This is a genomic window from Streptomyces cylindrosporus, assembly GCF_022698165.1.
Lineage (GTDB): Bacteria > Actinomycetota > Actinomycetes > Streptomycetales > Streptomycetaceae > Streptomyces > Streptomyces cylindrosporus.
On the sequence record NZ_JALDAY010000002.1, the window covers coordinates 23,015 to 40,945 of the forward strand.

General features: G+C 72.5%; 13 protein-coding genes. 9 read left to right on the top strand and 4 right to left on the bottom strand.

Annotated features, from left to right (window positions below; translation table 11 throughout):
* The first annotated feature begins 32 nt into the window (after positions 1 to 32).
* Positions 33 to 1,031: a UDP-glucose 4-epimerase GalE gene (galE, locus tag MQP27_RS05070; RefSeq protein WP_242763561.1), complete on the top strand. Its 999-nt coding sequence runs from the start codon at positions 33 to 35 to the stop codon at positions 1,029 to 1,031.
* On the opposite strand, the gene MQP27_RS05075 is transcribed toward galE, so the two are convergent.
* Positions 973 to 2,778: a glycoside hydrolase family 15 protein gene (locus MQP27_RS05075; RefSeq protein ID WP_242761594.1), complete on the bottom strand. Its 1,806-nt coding sequence runs from the start codon at positions 2,776 to 2,778 to the stop codon at positions 973 to 975. The genes galE and MQP27_RS05075 overlap by 59 nt on opposite strands.
* Positions 2,779 to 2,989: 211 nt before the next feature.
* On the bottom strand, positions 2,990 to 4,000 hold the full coding sequence (locus tag MQP27_RS05080; RefSeq protein WP_242761596.1) for an LCP family protein: 1,011 nt from the start codon (positions 3,998 to 4,000) through the stop codon (positions 2,990 to 2,992).
* A gap of 126 nt (positions 4,001 to 4,126) precedes the next feature.
* Between MQP27_RS05080 and MQP27_RS05085 the strand changes: the two genes are divergently transcribed.
* From MQP27_RS05085 to MQP27_RS05105, 5 genes are read left to right on the top strand one after another with little or no spacing between them, the layout of a single operon-like run.
* Entirely contained in the window at positions 4,127 to 5,302 is a 1,176-nt protein-coding gene (locus MQP27_RS05085) for a cellulase family glycosylhydrolase (RefSeq protein ID WP_242763562.1), read from the top strand.
* Positions 5,299 to 6,915, top strand: a complete 1,617-nt coding sequence (locus MQP27_RS05090) for a flippase (protein WP_242761598.1) — start codon at positions 5,299 to 5,301, stop codon at positions 6,913 to 6,915. The genes MQP27_RS05085 and MQP27_RS05090 overlap by 4 nt, the downstream gene beginning before the upstream one ends.
* Positions 6,912 to 9,071 (top strand): glycosyltransferase, encoded by a 2,160-nt coding sequence (locus MQP27_RS05095; RefSeq protein WP_242761600.1) that lies wholly within the window; start codon positions 6,912 to 6,914, stop codon positions 9,069 to 9,071. Before MQP27_RS05090 ends, MQP27_RS05095 begins: the two co-directional genes overlap by 4 nt.
* Complete coding sequence (locus tag MQP27_RS05100) at positions 9,068 to 11,164, top strand: O-antigen ligase family protein (RefSeq protein WP_242761602.1); 2,097 nt, start codon at positions 9,068 to 9,070, stop codon at positions 11,162 to 11,164. Before MQP27_RS05095 ends, MQP27_RS05100 begins: the two co-directional genes overlap by 4 nt.
* Complete coding sequence (locus tag MQP27_RS05105) at positions 11,164 to 11,919, top strand: polysaccharide deacetylase family protein (protein ID WP_242761604.1); 756 nt, start codon at positions 11,164 to 11,166, stop codon at positions 11,917 to 11,919. The genes MQP27_RS05100 and MQP27_RS05105 overlap by 1 nt, the downstream gene beginning before the upstream one ends.
* On the opposite strand, the gene MQP27_RS05110 is transcribed toward MQP27_RS05105, so the two are convergent.
* Positions 11,890 to 13,050: a glycosyltransferase gene (locus tag MQP27_RS05110; RefSeq protein WP_242761606.1), complete on the bottom strand. Its 1,161-nt coding sequence runs from the start codon at positions 13,048 to 13,050 to the stop codon at positions 11,890 to 11,892. The two genes, MQP27_RS05105 and MQP27_RS05110, sit on opposite strands and share 30 nt — an antisense overlap.
* 141 nt (positions 13,051 to 13,191) lie before the next feature.
* Here MQP27_RS05110 and MQP27_RS05115 point away from each other — a divergent pair, with 141 nt between their 5' ends.
* Positions 13,192 to 14,583 (top strand): exopolysaccharide biosynthesis polyprenyl glycosylphosphotransferase, encoded by a 1,392-nt coding sequence (locus MQP27_RS05115; protein ID WP_242761614.1) that lies wholly within the window; start codon positions 13,192 to 13,194, stop codon positions 14,581 to 14,583.
* 19 nt (positions 14,584 to 14,602) lie between these two features.
* A complete protein-coding gene (locus MQP27_RS05120) occupies positions 14,603 to 15,814 on the top strand; it encodes a carboxylate--amine ligase (protein ID WP_242761616.1) in 1,212 nt (403 codons plus the stop codon).
* Here MQP27_RS05120 and MQP27_RS05125 read toward each other — a convergent pair.
* A complete protein-coding gene (locus tag MQP27_RS05125) occupies positions 15,780 to 17,048 on the bottom strand; it encodes an NAD(P)-binding domain-containing protein (protein ID WP_242761618.1) in 1,269 nt (422 codons plus the stop codon). The two genes, MQP27_RS05120 and MQP27_RS05125, sit on opposite strands and share 35 nt — an antisense overlap.
* Positions 17,049 to 17,198: 150 nt before the next feature.
* Here MQP27_RS05125 and MQP27_RS05130 point away from each other — a divergent pair, with 150 nt between their 5' ends.
* Positions 17,199 to 17,930: a TetR/AcrR family transcriptional regulator gene (locus MQP27_RS05130; protein ID WP_242761626.1), complete on the top strand. Its 732-nt coding sequence runs from the start codon at positions 17,199 to 17,201 to the stop codon at positions 17,928 to 17,930.
* The last annotated feature ends 1 nt before the right edge of the window (position 17,931 follow it).

Consider the following 17,931-nt stretch of genomic DNA (forward strand, 5'->3'; position numbering starts at 1 on the left):
GGGGCGCCGGCTTCATCGGCAGCCATGCCTGCGTGGAGCTCCTCGACCACGGCTACGAGGTGATCGTGGTCGACGACTACACCAACAGCACGCCCCAGGTCTTCGCGCGGGTCGAGCGGATCGCGGGCCGTTTCGTGGGGGCCGTGTACGAGCTCGACATCCGCGACCGGCGCGCCCTGTCGGCGGTCTTCGACCGCCACCCGGTGGACGCGGTCATGCACTTCGCCGCGCTCAAGTCGGCGAGCCGCTCGACCGGGACGCCGATCGAGTACTACGACACCAACGTCGGCGGCACCACCGCCCTGCTCCGCACGATGCACGAGCACGGTGTGCACCGGCTGGTCTTCTCCTCCTCCGGCTCGGTCTACGGCGACGCGGGCGGCGGGCTCCTCGACGAGACCACCCCGGCCAGGCCGGCCAACCCGTACGCGGCCTCCAAGTGGCTGTGCGAGCAGATCCTGGCCGACGTGTGCCGCCGCTGCCCCGAGTACACGGTGCTGTGCCTGCGCTACTTCAACCCGACCGGCGCTCACGCCAGCGGACTGCTCGGCGAGGACCCGCTGGGCGTGCCCGAGAACCTCATGCCGAACGTCGCCCGGGTGGCCGACGGCCGCAGGGAGCGGCTGCGGGTCTTCGGCGGCGACTATCCAACCCCGGACGGCACCGCGATCCGCGACTACATCCACGTGATGGACACCGTCGAGGCCCACCGGGTGGCCCTCGACCACCTGGTCGACGCACCGGGCATGCGGGTCTTCAACCTGGGCCTGGGGCAGGGCAGTTCGGTCCTGGACGTGGTCGCCGTGTTCGCCGAGACCGTCGGCCGCCCGGTTCCGTACGAGATCGGCCCGCGCCGGCCCGGCGACGTGGCCGCGCTGGTCTCCGACGCGAGTGCCGTGACGCGGGCGTGGGGCTGGCGTCCGACCCGGGACCTGGCGGACATGTGCCGGGACGCCTGGCGGTTCCAGCAGCTCAACCCGCACGGGTACGCCGGGGCCGCGCGCCGCCCGAACTCCGAGCATCCAGAGTGAAGGCGGTCTCCACCAGGGCGAGGTGGCTGAACGCCTGTGGTGCGTTGCCCAGTTGGCGTCCGGCGTCCGGATCCCACTGCTGGGCGAGCAGCCCGACATCGTTGCGGACGCCCAGCACGCGCTCGAAGGCCTCGCGGGCCTCGGCGAGCCGGCCGGTGGCGGCGAGGGCGTCGGCGTACCAGAGGGAACAGGAGACGAAGACGCCCTCCGAGCCGAACTCGCCCCGGCCGTCGGGGGCGTAGCGCCTCATGAACCCGCCGTGCCGCAGCCGCCGCATGGCGCGGACGGTGCCGCGCACCCGCTCGTCGCGGGCCGGCAGGAAGCCGAGCCGTGGCATCAGCAGCGCGGAGGCGTCGAGGGCGCGGGAGCCGTAGGACTGGACGAAGGACCGCTGTCCGGCGTCCCAGCCCTCCCGGCACACCTCGCGGTGCACCGCGTCCCGCATGGCCCGCCATTCGCCGGTGGAGCCGTTGCGGCCGAGCAGTGCGCCCATCTCCAGCGCGCGGTCGGCGGCCACCCAGGCCATCACCTTGGAGTGGACGAACTGCCGTCCCGGTCCGCGTACTTGCCACAGTCCCTGGTCGGGTTCCCGCCAGTGCCGCAGCAGATGGCCCATCATCGCCTCGACCAGGTCCCAGACGTGGGCGGGCATCGGGATCCCGGCCCGCAGCGACAGGCAGAAGGCGTCGAGGACTTCGCCGTACACGTCCAACTGGAACTGTTTCACCGCCGAGTTGCCGAACCGCACGGGCCGGGACCCCTCGTAGCCGGAGAGCCAGGGCGCCTCGGTCTCCGGCAGCAGCCGCTGCCCGCCGACGCCGTAGACGGCCTGGAGATCGGCGGGGTCGCCGGCGATGGCCCGCACCAGCCAGTCCAGCCAGGCGGTCGCCTCCTCGCGGTAGCCGCTGCGCAGCAGGCAGGACAGGGTCAGGGTGGAGTCGCGCAGCCAGCAGTAGCGGTGGTCCCAGTTGCGCTCGCCGCCCACGCGCTCGGGCAGCGAGGTGGTGGGCGCGGCGACGATGCCGCCGGTGGGGGCGTAGGTGAGGGCCTTGAGCGTGATGAGCGACCGCACCACGGCATCCCGCCAGGGGCCGTCGTAACGGCACTGTCCGGCCCACCGCCGCCAGAAGTCGGCGGTCTCCTTCAGCAGCGTCTCGGCCGGGACGGCGAGCGGTGCGGGCGGTTCGGGCAGATGGGAGGGCGACCAGACGAGGGTGAGGGCGAGGCGCCGTCCGGCGGCGACGGTGAAGTCGTGGACGGTGCCCTGCCCGCCACTCGCCCCCTCGACGGGCCCGTCGGCCCCCAGCCAGACGGCGTCCGGCCCGGCGACCGCCACCGCGCACCGGTCGACGGCCCGGATCCAGGGCACGACCCGGCCCTGATGGAAGCGCAGCCGCAGCTCGCTGCGCATGGCCACCTCGCCCGCGAGCCCCTCGACGATCCGGACGAGACACGGCAGTCCGCCGCGGGGCGGCATGAAGTCGACGACCCGCACCGCGCCGGTGGCCGTCTCCCACCGCGACTCCAGCACCAGCGTGTCGGGCCGGTAGGCCCGCCGGTCACAGCCCCCGCCCCCGCGGGGCGCGACCCGCCAGAACCCGTTCCGCTCGTTCCCCACGAGCGCGGCCATGCAGGCGGGCGAGTCGAACCGCGGCAGACACAGCCAGTCGACGGACCCGTCCCGGCCGACCATGGCGGCGGTCTCCAGGTCGCTGAGGAGGGCGTAGGTCTCTATGGGTGCGCTCATGGCCGGAGGCGGTCCCTGCGCCCCGGTGCGGTGGACCGGAGGTGGGGCGCCGACGGTGGCGGCAGCTCCACCGTCGGCGCCATCTGCGGGGACATCCGATTCCGCATCACCCGTCACCACTGCGAGAGAAACGTACCTTCAACCGTACGTTTACGACGTATACACACATCTTCGCCCGATGGCCTCCCGGGGTCAACCGCACGGGCCCGGATCAACCCGCCTCCACCGCGTGCCACCGGGCCCGCAGCCGCTCCCGGTCGAGGATCAGCGCGGACTGCCCGCCGATCGTCCGCGAGCCGGCGACCGGCGCGGTGGAGAAGTGCGCGTCCGCGGCGTCGAGGTGGCGCAGGCCGAACACGAGGTCGCGCAGGTCGCCGTTGGACATCCGGTCGTCCACGCTCACCGTGCGGGTGATGGCGTCCAGCATCCGCGCGGTGCCTAGGGGGTCGGTGAGGCCGACCCGGCCGCGGATCTCGCCGACCAGGCCGCGCAGGAACTGCTGCTGGTGCTCGATCCGGTCCAGGTCGCCACGCGGCAGGCCGTGGCGCTGACCGACGTACGCGAGCGCGTCGGCGCCGTGCAGGACATGGGTGCCGGCCGTCCAGTGCCGGTGCCGCGCCGAGTCGTACGAGTTCTCGTGGACGGTGACGGTCACGCCGCCGACGGCGTCGGTCAGGGCGCGGAAGCCGTTCCAGTCGATGACCGCGAAATGGTCGACGCGGCTGCCGGTCAGCCGCTCCACCGTCTGGATCATGAGAGGCGGTCCGCCCCAGGAGAACGCGGCATTGATCTTCGCCGAGCCATGCCCCGGGATCGGCACCCAGCTGTCCCTGGGGATGGACATCACGTGGACCGCGCGCCGGTCGCCGCTCAGACGCACCAGCATCAGCGTGTCGCTGCGCTGTGCTCCGTACGTCCACAAGCGCGCGGTGGCGGCGCTGCCCGTGGTCGGGCGCTCGGAGCGGCTGTCGACGCCGGCGAGCAGGAAGGTCGTACCGCCGTCGTGCGCGGTGGACCCGGGCGGACGCGGGCCGGAGGGGAAGGCGTCGGGGATGCGGGCGACCTGGTCGCCGTAGTGGTCGGTACCCCACCAGACGGCACCGGCGCCCAGGCCGAGCACGGCGAGCACGGTGGCGAGGCCCAGCACCAGCAGCACGCGCAGGAGGCGGTGGCGCCGGTGGGTCCGGCGCCTGGGTTCCCACTGCGTCCATCGGGTCGCCATGCGCGTCACGCCCGGAAGAAGTAGATTTACAACGTATACATACACTTTCGACGCATGCGGGTGTGGAGTCAACACCCGCGCAATTCACCCCATTCATCGCCGAGTTCGAGGCTGGTGCGCGTGGTGATGTACCTCCATGGACGCCGCCCTCGGATCGCCCGGACCGCACTGGTCCTGCTGGTGGCCGGGGCGCTCCTGGCCGCCGGCTGCACCCCACGGGCCTCCTCGCACACCTCCTTGCGCCTGGGCATCGCCTACGGTGACCGGCTCGTCTGGATGTCCGACAGGGATCTCGCGGCCTCGCTCGACGACGCCGTCGCGGTGGGCGCACGGTGGGTACGGGCGGATCTGTCCTGGCAGGACGTCCAGGCCGACGGGCCCGACCGGTATCGATGGGGTCTGTTCGACCGGGTCGTCACGGCGGCCGAGGCGCGCGGCCTGACCGTGCTGCCCGTACTTGCCTACACCCCGGCGTGGGCGCGGGCCGGGCGCTGCGCCGACAGCAAGTGCGGGCCTGCCGACCCCGAGGCCTTCGCCGCCTTCGCCGGTGCCGCGGCCGCCCGGTACACGCGGCGAGGCATCGGCACATGGGAAATCTGGAACGAGCCCAACATCCCGGCTTTCTGGCACCCGGCGCCCGACGCGACCGCGTACGCGACGCTGTTGCGGGCGACGAGCCGGGCCCTGCGCCGTGTGGACCCGTCGGCCAAGGTCGTCCTCGGTGGGCTCTCCGCGGCCGGTACCGAGGGCGCCGTATCGGCACCGGACTTTCTCGCGGCCGTACTGGCGCATGGCGGCAAGGGGCTCTTCGACGCTGTGGGCTATCACCCCTACACCTACTCCCGGCTGGCGAGCGCGAGAGTTCCTCCGGGCACGGAATGGGACGGCATCAACCGCGCACACCCCAGCCTGCACGGCGTGCTGGCGGCGCACGCCATGCCCGACACTCCTGTGTGGATCACCGAGTTCGGCGCGCCGACGAACGGGCCGGGCCATGTGACCGAGCAGCGGCAGGCCCTGATCGCGGCGGACGTGGTCCGCACGGCGGTCGACACTCCCCATGTGGGGGCCTTGATCTGGTACACCGACCGGGATCCGGGGACCGACACGTCCACGGTGGAGAACTTCTTCGGCCTGCGCCGCGCCGACGGGCGGGCGAAACCCGCCTTCGACGCGCTCCGTCGCGCCGTGACCGCGCTCCGCCACCGGGCCCGCGGGGCCACCGCTGGCAGCGTCGTGGCCGATGAGCAACCATTGATCCATACGTACTCGGGAGACCGAGGCCAAGGTCGACGACGGTGAACCATCTGCGGTGGAGCTGCTGCACCCAGACCGCCACGGGGCTGGGACGGGTGCCCGCTCCCGCTGCATCAGCGGCCTGCCAGGGCACACCGTGGCTCGGACTGATGTGGTCCCGCCGACCGCCCCGTCACGACACCGGAGACGGACATCCCACCCCCGTCGGCCACCGGCTCCCACACGACAGACCGGTCCACACCGCGCGCACGGCCCTGACTCTGGGTATCGCCGAGATCATCGGCAAGCTGTCCATGCTGATCCTCACGGTGGGTGCCGCCCGGCTGCTGGGCGTAGCCGACTTCGGCGTGTTCTCCTACGCTCTGGCCATCGGCACGCTCGCCGCGGTGGTGCCGCAGTGGGGGTACGACATCGTCGTGATCCAGCGGGCCAGTGCCGACCCGTCGCGCCTGCGGGAGCTGCTCGCCGAACTCCTGGCGATGCGCACGCTCCTCGTCGTCCTGGTCTTCGCGGTCATCGGCGGACTCTCCGGGTTCACCTCACTGTCCGGAGAACAGGGGACCGCCACGGGGCTGCTCATCGTCGCCGCCGTGTTGATGGACACGTACACGGAGGCCTACCGCTCCGCTGCCGCCGCGCTGCAGCGGCAGAGCATGATGGCCGCCGTCCACCTGGCTCAGCGGCTGCTGACCGCGGGCGCGGCGCTGCTGGCGCTGTTCGCCGACACCGGACTGACCGGGCTCGCGGTGGCCTTTCTCGCCGGGACCGTCGTCGGGCCGGTGACGGCGGCAGTGCTCATGCGCCGCACGGGCTACGGACCCCGCTGGCGGGAGATGTCCCTTGCGGGTCTGGTGGACCTGAACCGGGGTACGTGGGTGATCGGCGTCGCTTCTCTCGCGCTGATGGTGCTGTTCCGGATCGACACGGTGATGATCGGCTGGTTCGCGGGCCCGAGCGAGGTCGGCATCTACGCCGCCACCTACCGGCTGCTGGAGACCACGCTGTTCGTCAGTTTCGTGGCCGCCCGCACGATCTTCCCCCTGATGGCGAGCAGTCCCGAACCGGAGCGGATCCGGCACTTCAGCGAACAGGGCATCAGCATGATGGCCGCCGTGTTCGTGCCGTACGCGGTACTCCTGTGGTGCCGCGGGCACACGGTACTGGACGTTCTGTACGGCCACCAGTTCGCCGACGCGGGCACCGGAATGCTGGCCTGGCTGGCCCCGGCCCCCTTTCTCTACGGCGTGTCCTACCTCGCCTCGTACGCCATCGTCGCCGCGGGTCCGACCCTGCGGGCCCTCACCAGCTCCCTGATCGCGCTGGCGGTGAACACGGGCCTGAACCTCGCCCTCATCCCGTCCTACGGCGGGATCGCCGCCGCGTTCACGACCTCGCTGTCGTACGGGGTCTATGCGGCCGCCCTGATCCTGCTGGGACGCGCCAGGGCGGGTACGCCCAGGCTGCCACGAGCCATGCTGGCCTCCGTGACGGCCTCCGCCCTCGCCTGCGGACCACTGCTGGCGCCGTGGCCGTTCGTGCCCGCCGTGTTCGCCGCGGCCGTCGTGTACGTGCCGGCCTGGCTGTTCGTCACCCAGCGCGTCGATCCGAAGCAGGTGCAGGTCCTGCGCAGAATGCTCCGGCGCGGGAGGATCGCATGAACCGTCCGCTGCGCGTCGCCGTCGTGGCGCCGTACGGGGTCATCGGAGGCGCCGAACTCTGGCTGCTCTCCCTGCTGGACGTCACCGACCGGCTCGACGTCAACGTCGTGATGCTGGCCGACGGGCCACTGCGCGACGAATTCGCCGGCCGCGGCATTCCGTATGTCCTGCGCCCCACCGGTCGATCCGTCCGCGCTCTCGCAGGCACCGCCTCCTGGCTGGCACGCCGGCTGCGCGCGGACGCACCCGACGTGATCCTCGCCAATGGCGTCAAGGCCGCCACGGTGGCCGCCCCCGCCGCCCGGCTCACCGGAGTTCCCTGTGTCTGGGCCAAGCACGACCACTCCTACGACGGCTTCCTCACCCGGGTCCTGGCGACCGTCACCGACGCCTGCATCGGCACCGAGCCGGGACTGATCGCCGCCTCCCACCACCCCCGAGCGGCGCTGGTGCCGGTGCCCGCGCCGAGCGGAAGCGCGCTGCCGCGCACGGCCGCCCGCGCGGAGCTGTCCCGGCGCGGCGCTCGGCTCGACGGCGACGAGCGGCTGCTGCTCACCATCAGCCGGCTGGTCTCGTACAAGGGCGTGGACGACGCGATCGCGGCCCTCGCCCTTCCCGGTGGCGCGCGGTGGCGGCTGGCCGTGGTGGGCCCTGCGGACCCGAGCGATCCGGGTGAACGCGAACGGCTCACCGCCCTGGCCGGGAAGCTGGGCGTGGCGGACCGAGTGGACTTCGCCGGCTGGGTGCAGGACGCGTGGCGGATCATCCCCGCGGCCGACTCCGTCGCCGTTCTGACCAAGCCCGACGGAACGGGTCCCGGCCAGGAGGCGTTCGGCGGAACCGCCATCGAGGCCATGCTCAACGGCGTGCCGGTGATCACCACCGGGCCCGGCTCCGTGGCCGACCGGGTGGCCGGTCCGTCCGCGGCGCCTCCTGGTGGGATCGCGGTGCCCCCCGCCGAGCCCGCCAGAGTCGCCGACGCCCTGTTCCGGCTCTCGGACGCGGACACCCGGGCGGCCATGGGGCGTGCGGGGCGACGCCGGACGGCGGACAATCCCGGTCCGGCCCGGTGCGCGGCCCTGCTGGCGCAGACGCTGTCCCGGGCCGCGGGACTGACGGGTGCCGGACTGACGGGAACGACACCGGTGTCGGTGGTGGTCACGGTGCTGGACGAGGGTCCGAGGATCGACGGGCTCCTGGAGCGGATTCTGCTCCAACTCACCGTCGACGGCGACGAGATCGTGGTGGTGGATCGTGGCTCCGTCGACCGCACGGCTCAGCGGGTGGCCGCCTGGGCCTCCCGGGATGCTCGGGTCCGGCTGGTGCCGTGTCCCGGCACGAGCCCTGGGGCCGGGTACGACACGGGTGTCCGGGCAGCGGCCAACACCCTGATCCTCTGTGCCGACGCCGAATGCGTGCCCGCGCCGGACTGGCTGGACCGGATGCGGGCGGCGGCCTCGGAGCCGGAGCCGGCCGAACTGCTGGTCGGTGTCTGCCGGGTGACCGGCCATGGGCCCCTCGCCCAAGCCATGGCCACGGTGTATCCCCTGCCGGAGGAGGTTCGGCGCCCTCCGGGACCCTGGTCGCTCACGCGCCGCGTGCTCTTCGGCGGCGGGTTCGGCGCGACCGGCCCCGCCGGGGGTTCGTCGGCCTTCACGTTCCGGGCTTGGCAGGACGTCGGCGGTTTCCGTGAGCAGAACGTGCCGGGCATGGGTGTGCTGTTCGGGCGAGCGGCGGCGCGGGCGGGCCACCGGGTGGCCGTCGTGGGCTCGGCCGAGGTCGGCCGCGAGCAGCCGGCGCCGCTGCCCGTGGCCGTGCAAACGGCGTTGCGGCTGGGTGAGGAGCTCGGACTCCAGGCTGATGGCGGCCAGTTGGCCGGTGCCATGGTCCGGGCGGCCGTGTACGGGGGCGTCCTGGGGGCGGCGCTGAGGCGTCCTCGACTGCGGCCGGCGGCAGCCGGGGTGGTCGGTGTCTGGCTCGCGGCACCGGTCAGCAGGGCTGTCCGGCGCGGGAACTGGGGCGCTCTACCGCTCGTTCCGCCGGTCGTCGGCGGCCTCTCGGCCGCGCGGGCGGCGGGTTTCGCTCGAGGGCTGGCCGGGCGTGTCCGAACAGCCCGGCAGGCGGTGGACGACGCGCGACGGGGCCCGGTCCGATGACAGCGACGAGGGCACTCGAACGAAGCTTTCCGCCGGTCGTCGGCTGCGGCGTCGTGCTCGCCTCGGCGGCTGTCTGGGTCTCCGGGCGAAGTGCTCCGCTCGGTCTCGGTGTCCTCGTCCTGGTGCCGCTGATGATTCTGTTCACGGTCGCCGCCCTGCGCCGACCGGTGCTGGCCGTGGCCGCCTTCGCCGTGCTGCTTCCGGCCGGGAGCATCGGGTTGCCCCTGTCGACGAACGCCGCACAGGTGCTGGCCGTGTGGGCGGCCCTGGTGGTGCTCGCGGCGCGCATCGGGGGTCGGGGCCGAAGCCTCGGACGGTCGCCGGTGCTCGCGGCGTCGGCACTGCTGGTCGTATCGGCGCTGCTGTCCACGCTCACGAGCGTCGCCCCGCGCATCTCACTGTTGCAGACCATGAACTACGTGGCCGGACTGGCCCTCGCGGCGGCCGTCGTGGCGGCGACGGCCCGGCGCGGCGACCTTCTCGTGTCGGCGATGGCGGTGGTCGTCGGCGGGGCGGTGCTGTGCGGCAGCGTGCTCGTCGACCTTCCGAATCTGCAAGCCCGATTCGACTCGACGATCGTCGGGAACCGGCCGACGGGAATCTTCGCCCAGCCCAACGAACTCGGGCTGTGTACCGCCATGATGCTGTGCTTCAGCCTTGCCATGGCCGTTGTCGCCCTGCGCCGGGGGTACAGGGCACTGGTCGTGCTGTGCGGGACCGCTTCGGTTCTGGCGCTGACGGCTCTGGTGCTCAGCCTCTCCCGAGGAGGCTGGATCGGCGCATTCGCCGGTCTGGTCGTCCTGGTGGCGTTGCTTCGCGGGGCCCGTCGGCCGCTGCTGATCTGTTTTCTGACGGTGGGCGTGGTCGTCCTGGCCCTGCTGGTGGCCGAGCCGGCGACATCGGGCTCCTCTGTCTTCGTCGACCGCTTCGCCACCATCTTCACCGGCGAACGCAGTCCCTTCGACGAGCGGCCCGCGGCATGGGCCGGTGCGCTGCGGCAGATGGCCCAGAGCCCGGTGCTCGGCAGTGGCCCCGCCGCCTTTCCGACAGCGGCAGCACAGGGGTTGGCCCAGTTCACCGACGTACGACAGGTCGTGCATGCGCACGTGCTGTACCTCACCGTGGGCGCGGAGCAGGGCGTCCTGGGGGTGGCGGCCTTGGTCGTCGCGATCGGTTTCGGCGTGCGGGAAGCCCTGCGCAACCGTCCCGCGCCCACGCACTTCCCGCGCGGTCCCCGTGCGACCGCTTCTCCCCCGGCGTACCCGGTGGAGGCCGGCGTGTCGGCGGCGGCCGCCGCCGCGCTGACCGCCGTGGTCGCCGAGGGAGTTGTCGACTATCCCCTCCGCAACCCCGTGCTGGGAGCGATGACGTGGCTGGTCATCGGCCTGCTCGCGGCGTGTGCCCGGACCCGGTCGGCGATGCCGAGCGGCGACGATCCGAAGGTGGCCGAAATGAAGAGACTGACAGCGTCGGCGACGCCCGGCTCCCCGTCCCGGCCGCAGAGCGACGATCAGGGCGGGAGAACCCATCGGGCCGTCCGTCCGACGACCCGCGCGATCCTGGCCGGGCTGCTGGCGGGACTGGTCGTGCTCGGCGCCGGATTGATCGTGATCGCAGAACAGCCGACCCGCTACGCGGCCACCAGCACGGTGTCCCTCGCACCGCGCTCGCTGCCCAACGTCAGCGCCGACATCGTCCGGCTGGCGGCCACCAAGTACGCCGTCGTGGCCGGCTCGACGGCGAATCTGGAACTGGCGGCCCGCCGGAGCGACATGACGACGTCGGAGCTCCGGGACGATCTGTCGGTGGCGGTGCAGCAGGAGACGGCCAACGTGGACATCACGGTGACGGGCAGGAACGCCGATCAGGCCGCCAACGCCGCCAACTCGATCGCCTCCGCGGTCGCCACGGCCACCGACCACGACCGGCTGATCACGGGGGAGGTGACCGCTCCCGCCGATCCGGACGCCGCGGACCGCAAGCCTTCCCGCCCGCTGCTGCTGACCATCGCGATCGCCGCCGCCGTCTTGATCGCCGCCTGGGTCACCGTGGGTGTCCGCTATGCCGCCCGCCGGGCCGCCGGGGAGGACTGATGGGAGAGACACGGGTCTTGATGTATCACGCGGTCGGCACCCGTACGGCGGCACACGACCCGCACAACCTCTTCGTCCCGCCCGACACCCTCCGCAGACAGCTCTCCGCCCTGCTCGACCGCGGCTGGACACCGCTCACGCTCGACGCCTACCTCCGAAATGACACTCCGCGGCGAAGCGTGCTGCTCACCTTCGACGACGGTTACCAGGCCTTCCTCGACGAAGGGCTGCCCGTACTGCGGGAGTTGGGCGTGCCCGCCACGGTGTTCGTGCTCACCGGCCTGCTCGGCGGCAGGTCGGAGTGGATGCCCGAGATGCCCGACGAGGCACTGGTGGACGTCGACGGTGTGCGGGAGCTGGCCGCGGCGGGCCTGGACGTCGAGTGCCACGGGTGGGACCACAGCCATCTGTCCGGTGCCGATCCCGGGACGCTGGCCCGCAATGTCACGGACGCCGCCCGGACGCTGGCCGAGCTCACGGGCCGCAAGCCCCGCGCGTACGCCTACCCGTACGGGGACCACGACCTCGCGGCGCGCCGGGCCGTGGCCGAGGCGGGCTTCGAGCTGGCCTTCAGCGTGCACGAGGGAGCGGGGCGGTTCGCCGTCCCCCGTGTCGACATCACGTCCATCGACACCGATACGACCTTCCGGATGAAGACCTGGCGGGCCTACCCCGCGCTGCGCCGACTGTCCGGCCGCGCCCCAGCGCTGCGCTCGACCCTGCACTCAATGATCGGCCGCGCGCCCCGGCCGTGAACGACCGCGACGCCAATCCCGGTGAGCCGCCTCATAGACGGCGTCCATCCGCTCCACCACCCGCTGCACGCCGTGCTGTTCGCAGACATGAGCCCGCGCCAGCTTGCCCAGTGACCGGCAGCCCTCGCGGTCGGCCAGCAGCGCCGCGACGGCGTCGGCCAGCGCCCTCGTGTCCCCGGGCGGCACCAGGCCGGTCGGGGCGTACCCGGGCGGGAGGGACTCCCTGGCTCCCGGTACGTCGCTCACGATCACCGGGCAGGAGCACGCCATGGCCTCCAGCGGAGCGAGTGCCATCCCCTCCCACCGCGACGGCAGCACCACCAGATCGGCCGCGAGGTACCAGTCCCGCGGGTCGGCGACATCGCCGGCGAAGCGGACCGTGGCGGGCGCCCGTTGCTCCAGCGGCGCGCGGGCGGGTCCGTCCCCGACCAGGGCGAGCCGGGCCCCTGGCACCCGTCGCTCGATGTCCGGCCAGGCGGTCAGCAGCAGATCCTGGCCCTTCTGGCGGTGCAGCCGGCCGACGCACACCGCGAGCGGCGTCGACTCGTCCACGCCGAGCCCGGCCCGCGCCGCATGCCGCTCGGCGTCCCGGGCGGCGCCGAAGTGCGCGAGATCCACGCCGTTGGGTACGACCGTGTAGCGGGCCCGGACTCCCACGGCCTCGCCGTCCGCGCGCTCGGCCTCGCTGACGCACACCAGCCGGTGCGCCCACCGGGACCCGGCCCGCTCCCAGCGCACCGAGGCCCAGTGCAGCGGGCTGCCGCGTTCGGCGGCGAAGAAGGACCAGGCATGGGGCTGGAACACCGTCGGAAGACGCCCCCGCAGCGCGAGCCGACCCGCCAGACCCGCCTTTGAGCTGTGCAGGTGCACGAGGTCGGGACGGACCGCGGCGACGATCCGCCGTACTCCTGCCACTTCGGCCGGGGTCGAGCGCCCGGGCGCGCTCACGGCTCGCCACGGGACGACCTCGACCCCGGCCCGGGCGGCCGACGCGGCCAGCCGGCTGCCCGGGACACAGGCGACGACCACGCGGTCACCCCTGGCCCGCTGCCCGCCGGCCAGGTCGGCGACCACGGTGGCGACGCCACCCTCGCTCGACTGCGCGATGTGCAGGACGGTACGGCCGCGCATGTCACGACCTCCCAGGCGTCGATTTCGCACATCTAATGCGTATACGTACATCGTCACCCTCGCGCTCTCGACCGGTCAAGAGTGTATATTTACGTCGTATACGTACAGGTCTGGCCACTCGGTTCCAAGGGGTGCTTCCAGATGGCGACGCTGAGCACGACCCGAGAAGACACGCCGCGAGCGCAGCGAGGCCTCGACGGCACACCGCGTCGAAGCAGCGGCTGCCATGTGCCGGTGGTCCCGTTCCTGGCCATGGACGCGCTTGCCGCCCTCACGGCATCCCTTGCCGTCCTCGTGCTCTTCGACCGGTGGCCGGTGCCCGCCGTCCTTCCCGCCGCTTGGCTGCTGTCCCTGGCGACACAGCGGGCGTACGAGCAGCACTGTCTGCGGGCCGGGACGGACGAGTTTCATCGCGTGCTCAGTGCCGCCGGGCTCGTCGCCGTGGCCGCGAGCGTGGCGTGGTGGTTCTCGCCCGGAGCCGAACTGCTGCACGACACGCTGTTCGCGCTGCCCATCGCGGTGACGGTCGCTCTGGTGCTGCGCGGGCTGCGGCAGTCGAGGATCCGGGCGGGGTGGCGCCGCGGCCTGCGTCTGGAGCGTGCCCTAGTGGTCGGACCTGACGGCGCCGTGGCCGTGTTCACGGCCCTGCTGCGAGACGGAGGCACCTGTGAGCTCGAAGCCGTCGGCGCCTGTGGAGCGGAGGACACCCTCGAAGCGGTACGGCGCACCGGCTGCGACGCTGTCGTGGTGCTGCCCGGGCCCTGGCTGGACGCCGACCTGCTGCGGAGGCTGTCCTGGGAGCTCCAGGGCGAGGGCGTCGAGCTCCTGCTCGCGCCGGTGCTGGCGGACGTGGCGGCGGCCCGGCTGGCCGTGACACCGGTCGCCGGGCTCCCCCTGATGGCACTGCACGGACCCACGCTCTCCCGGCTCCCCCGCATCCCCAAGGAACTGACGGACCGTCTACTCGCCGCAGTCGGCCTGCTCCTCCTGTCACCGCTGCTGCTGCTCATCGCCCTGGTCGTACGGCTCGACAGCCCGGGTCCGGCACTGTTCAGGCACAGCCGGGTGGGACTGCACGGCCGGGAGTTCACCCTGCTGAAGTTCCGCACGATGTGCCGGGACGCCGAGCAGCGCAAGGCCGGACTCGCCGGACTCAACCAGTACGGCGACGGAGCGTTCTTCAAGATCACCGACGATCCGAGGATCACCCGGGTCGGCGCCTTTCTGCGCCACTGGTCGCTGGACGAACTCCCGCAGCTGCTGAACGTGGTGGCGGGCCGGATGTCGCTCGTCGGACCGCGCCCGCTGCCACCCGACGAGGTGGTCGGCCTGCCGGAGGAGTTCCGACGACACCGGATGCTGGTGAAACCGGGGCTGAGCGGGTTGTGGCAGGTGAGCGGCCGCTCCGACCTCCCGCCGGACGAGCGGATGCGGCTCGACACGAGCTATGTGGAGAACTGGTCGACCGCACTCGACCTGCGGATCCTGGCGCGTACCCCCGGGGCGGTGGTCCGCGGGACCGGTGCCTACTGACGAACGGACCGAGGCCGCCATGGATCACGATGTGCCCGCCCTGCTGGTGAAAGTGGGCCGCTCCCCGCAGAACCACGGCTGTCTCGGGGCGTTGCGGAGCCTGGGCAGGGCCGGCGTCCCCGTCTACGCCCTGGTCGAGGACCGGTTCACCCCCTGTGCCGTCTCCCGTCATCTCACCGGCCGGTTCGTCGTGCCGACGACGGGCCTGGAGGACCCGGAGGCCCTCGCCTCGACACTGGCCGGCATCGGCCGCGAGATCGGACGCAGGGCCGTCGCCGTGCCGACCGACGACGAGTCGGCCGTACTGCTGGCCGAGCATGCCGAACGCCTCGCGGAGTGGTTCCTGCTGCCTCCGGTGCCGCCCGGCCTGCCCCGCAGGCTGGCGAGCAAGGAGGGCATGCGCCGGATCTGCATCGAGCACGGCGTGCCGACACCGCGTGCCCACGCTCCCGCCGACCGGGCACAACTGGTCGCCTTCGCCCGCGAGTTGCGCTATCCCGTGGTGCTGAAGAACCTGGAGGCCTACACCAGGGTGCGCTCCCCCGTGGTGGGACACACCACCGTGGTCCACGACGAGGACGAACTGCTAACCCTGATCGGATCCTGCGAGGCGCCGTCGGTCCTGATGCAGGAGTACATTCCGCCGTCCGAGGCCGAGGACTGGATCACCCACCTCTACTGCGGGGCGCACGGCACGCCCGAGGCCGTGTTCACCGGGTACAAGGTCCGCTCCTGGCCGGTGCGCAGCGGGGCCACCACCAGGGCCTGGGCCTGGGCCAACCCGCCTCTCGCCCGGCTGGCCGCGGACCTGTGCCGGCGAATCGGGTACAGCGGCGTGGCCGATCTCGACTGGCGCTACGACCGGCGGGACGGCCGGTACAAGCTCGTCGACTTCAATCCACGCGTCGGTGCGCAGTTCCGGCTCTTCGAGGACGCGCACGGCGTGGACGTGGTCCGGGCGATGTACCTGGACCTGACCGGCTGCCGGATCCCCCACGCGCATCAGTCGTACGGCCGGATGTTCGTCGTGGGCCAGCTGGACGTGCTGTCCGCCGCCATCGGCGCCTGGCAGGAGCGCCGGCTCCCATCGGCGGTGCTGCCCCGGCGCGGAACCGAGCGGGCCTGGCTGAGCTGGGACGACCCCTGGCCGGCGGTCGCCGAGTCGGTGCGCTTCGGCGGCACGGTCGCGCGGCGGGTCACCAGGCCGCTGCGCCCCCGGCAACCCGCGTGAGGACGCCCGCTCCGCCGCCCCTTTCGCTCACCGCCGCGCTGATGCGCCGGGCGGCGAACCCGGCTCCGGAGACGAACCGCAGCAGGGGGCCGAACGTCGGGGCGGCGGCCAGCCCGGTGAAGTACAGACCGGGGACCGAGGCCTCGAAGTCCGCCGAGAGCCGAGGGGCACCGGCGGTCCTGGCCACCTCACGCCGCAGCCCGGGACTCAGCAGCTCCAGCCGGTCGAGGTCCACCCGGTAGCCGGTACCGGCGATCACATGGTCGGCCCGCAGCGTCAGGGCGTCACCCGCCGGGCCCTCCAGTTGAAGCCGCACACCGCCGCCCGCCTCGGGTACCGCCGAGCGGATGCGGCAGCCGCGCCGCACGGAGAACCGTCCGTCGACCCGGTCCCGTAGCCACCAGGCCCCGTAGGGACCGAGGACGGTACGCAGGAAGTGGGCCCGGACGGGACCGGGAAGGTGGCGGTAGAGGGCCGGACCCCTGCTGCAGGCCACGAGCGGCCAGCCGTCTCCCAGAAGGGAGTTCGGGTACATCAGCCGTTCCCGCAGCGAACGCTCGACCGGCCGGTCCACGGGCGGTGGCGAGCCGAAGACCACCGAGCCGGCACGCGCGACGACAGTCGGCAGCGCACCGGCCTCGTGCAGCAGCGCGGCGCTCTCCAGCGCCGACTGCCCGGCCCCGACCACCACCACGTCCTGTCCCTCGAACCGCGACAGATCCACATGGTCCGCCGTATGGGACACGAGTCCGCCCTCCCGCAGACGCGCGAGGACGGGCGGCACATGGGCGAACTCGACGATGCCCGTGGCCACCACGACCGCGCGGCTGCCGAACTCCTCACCGGAGTCCAGGACCACCCGGAATCCTCCGCCGGGAGCCTTCTCGATACGGCGCACCGCCACCCGTTCGAGCTCGGGTACGCAGTGCTGCTGGAACCAGAGCCCGTACCGGATGAACTCGGCAATGGGCACCGGGGCCCGCTCGCCTCTGGGTGGCCGTCCCTCCGAGACGCAGAAGTCCGCGAGCCCCCACCCTGGTTCCGGCGCGGAGATGGAGGACGAGAAGGGGGACGACTTGAGGTACATGCCCTCCGGCATATGTGATCGCCAGCCGTCCATCGGCTCGCCGAAGACACGCAGCGGGACCTTGCGGGACTTGAGGTGAGCAGCCGCGGCCAGGCCGTACGGCCCGGCACCGACGACCGTGACGAGTTCTTCCTGTTCTGGGCTCACGACGTGCTCCCAGCTCGCTTCTATTCCGTCAATTGTACCAATTATCAAGGTATATGGCCGTTTGGGAGCACACCTCGGATGCTTCGTCACGCTACGCTTACCATGCATGTTTACTTCGTATACGGGCATCGCATCCCCGAGGGGCATGGCATGGCGAAGGAAAAGAAACCGGCGCCCGGCAGGCGGGCCGGGGACCAGGGGCGGTACGGCCGGCTGAGCCGGGAGCGGGTGCTGGCCACGGCTCTGGAGCTGGTCGACCGCGAGGGCCTCTCGGCGCTGAGCATGCGCAAGGTGGGTGCCGAGCTGGGCGTGGAGGCCATGGCGCTGTACCGGTACGCGGACGGCAAGGACGGACTGCTGGACGGCCTGGTCGAGGCCCTCTACACCGAGCTGGAGGAGCGTCTGGCGGCCGGCCCCGGTGACGCCGGGTCGGGCCGCCGTCGCCGAGGCCCCGCGTGGCGCGCCGAGCTGCACCGGATCGCCGAGGCCACCTATCAGGTGGCCCTGGCGCACCCCCAGGCGGTGCCGCTGCTGGCGACCCGGATGCTGGCGGTGCCGATGGCCCGGCGGCCGTTGGCCGTTCTCCGCGACCACGAACGGATCCTGGGCCTGCTCGAAGCGGCCGGATTCGAGGAGGAGCAGGCCGTCGCGGTCTTCCGGGCCTGCACCAGCTGGGTTCTGGGCTACGTCTTCGTGGAGCTGCGCGCCATGGTGGACAACCCCGAGGAGACCGATCCCGCGTTCCGGCTGGGGCTGCACCGCATGCCGGTGCAGGAGCTGCCGAGGCTCCGCGAGGCGGCCCCGGCGCTCGCCGAGCACGGCGGCCCCGCGGAGCTGGCCGCCGGTCTCGACGCCCTGCTCGACCGCTTCACGGCGCGGTAGG

Coding starts and splice junctions, on each gene's coding strand:
- MQP27_RS05075 (WP_242761594.1), bottom strand. CDS start 2,778: ATGAGCGCACCCATAGAGACCTACGCCCTCCTCAGCGACCTGGAGACC.
- MQP27_RS05080 (WP_242761596.1), bottom strand. CDS start 4,000: ATGGCGACCCGATGGACGCAGTGGGAACCCAGGCGCCGGACCCACCGG.
- MQP27_RS05085 (WP_242763562.1), top strand. CDS start 4,127: ATGTACCTCCATGGACGCCGCCCTCGGATCGCCCGGACCGCACTGGTC.
- MQP27_RS05095 (WP_242761600.1), top strand. CDS start 6,912: ATGAACCGTCCGCTGCGCGTCGCCGTCGTGGCGCCGTACGGGGTCATC.
- MQP27_RS05100 (WP_242761602.1), top strand. CDS start 9,068: ATGACAGCGACGAGGGCACTCGAACGAAGCTTTCCGCCGGTCGTCGGC.
- MQP27_RS05105 (WP_242761604.1), top strand. CDS start 11,164: ATGGGAGAGACACGGGTCTTGATGTATCACGCGGTCGGCACCCGTACG.
- MQP27_RS05110 (WP_242761606.1), bottom strand. CDS start 13,050: ATGCGCGGCCGTACCGTCCTGCACATCGCGCAGTCGAGCGAGGGTGGC.
- MQP27_RS05115 (WP_242761614.1), top strand. CDS start 13,192: ATGGCGACGCTGAGCACGACCCGAGAAGACACGCCGCGAGCGCAGCGA.
- MQP27_RS05120 (WP_242761616.1), top strand. CDS start 14,603: ATGGATCACGATGTGCCCGCCCTGCTGGTGAAAGTGGGCCGCTCCCCG.
- MQP27_RS05130 (WP_242761626.1), top strand. CDS start 17,199: ATGGCGAAGGAAAAGAAACCGGCGCCCGGCAGGCGGGCCGGGGACCAG.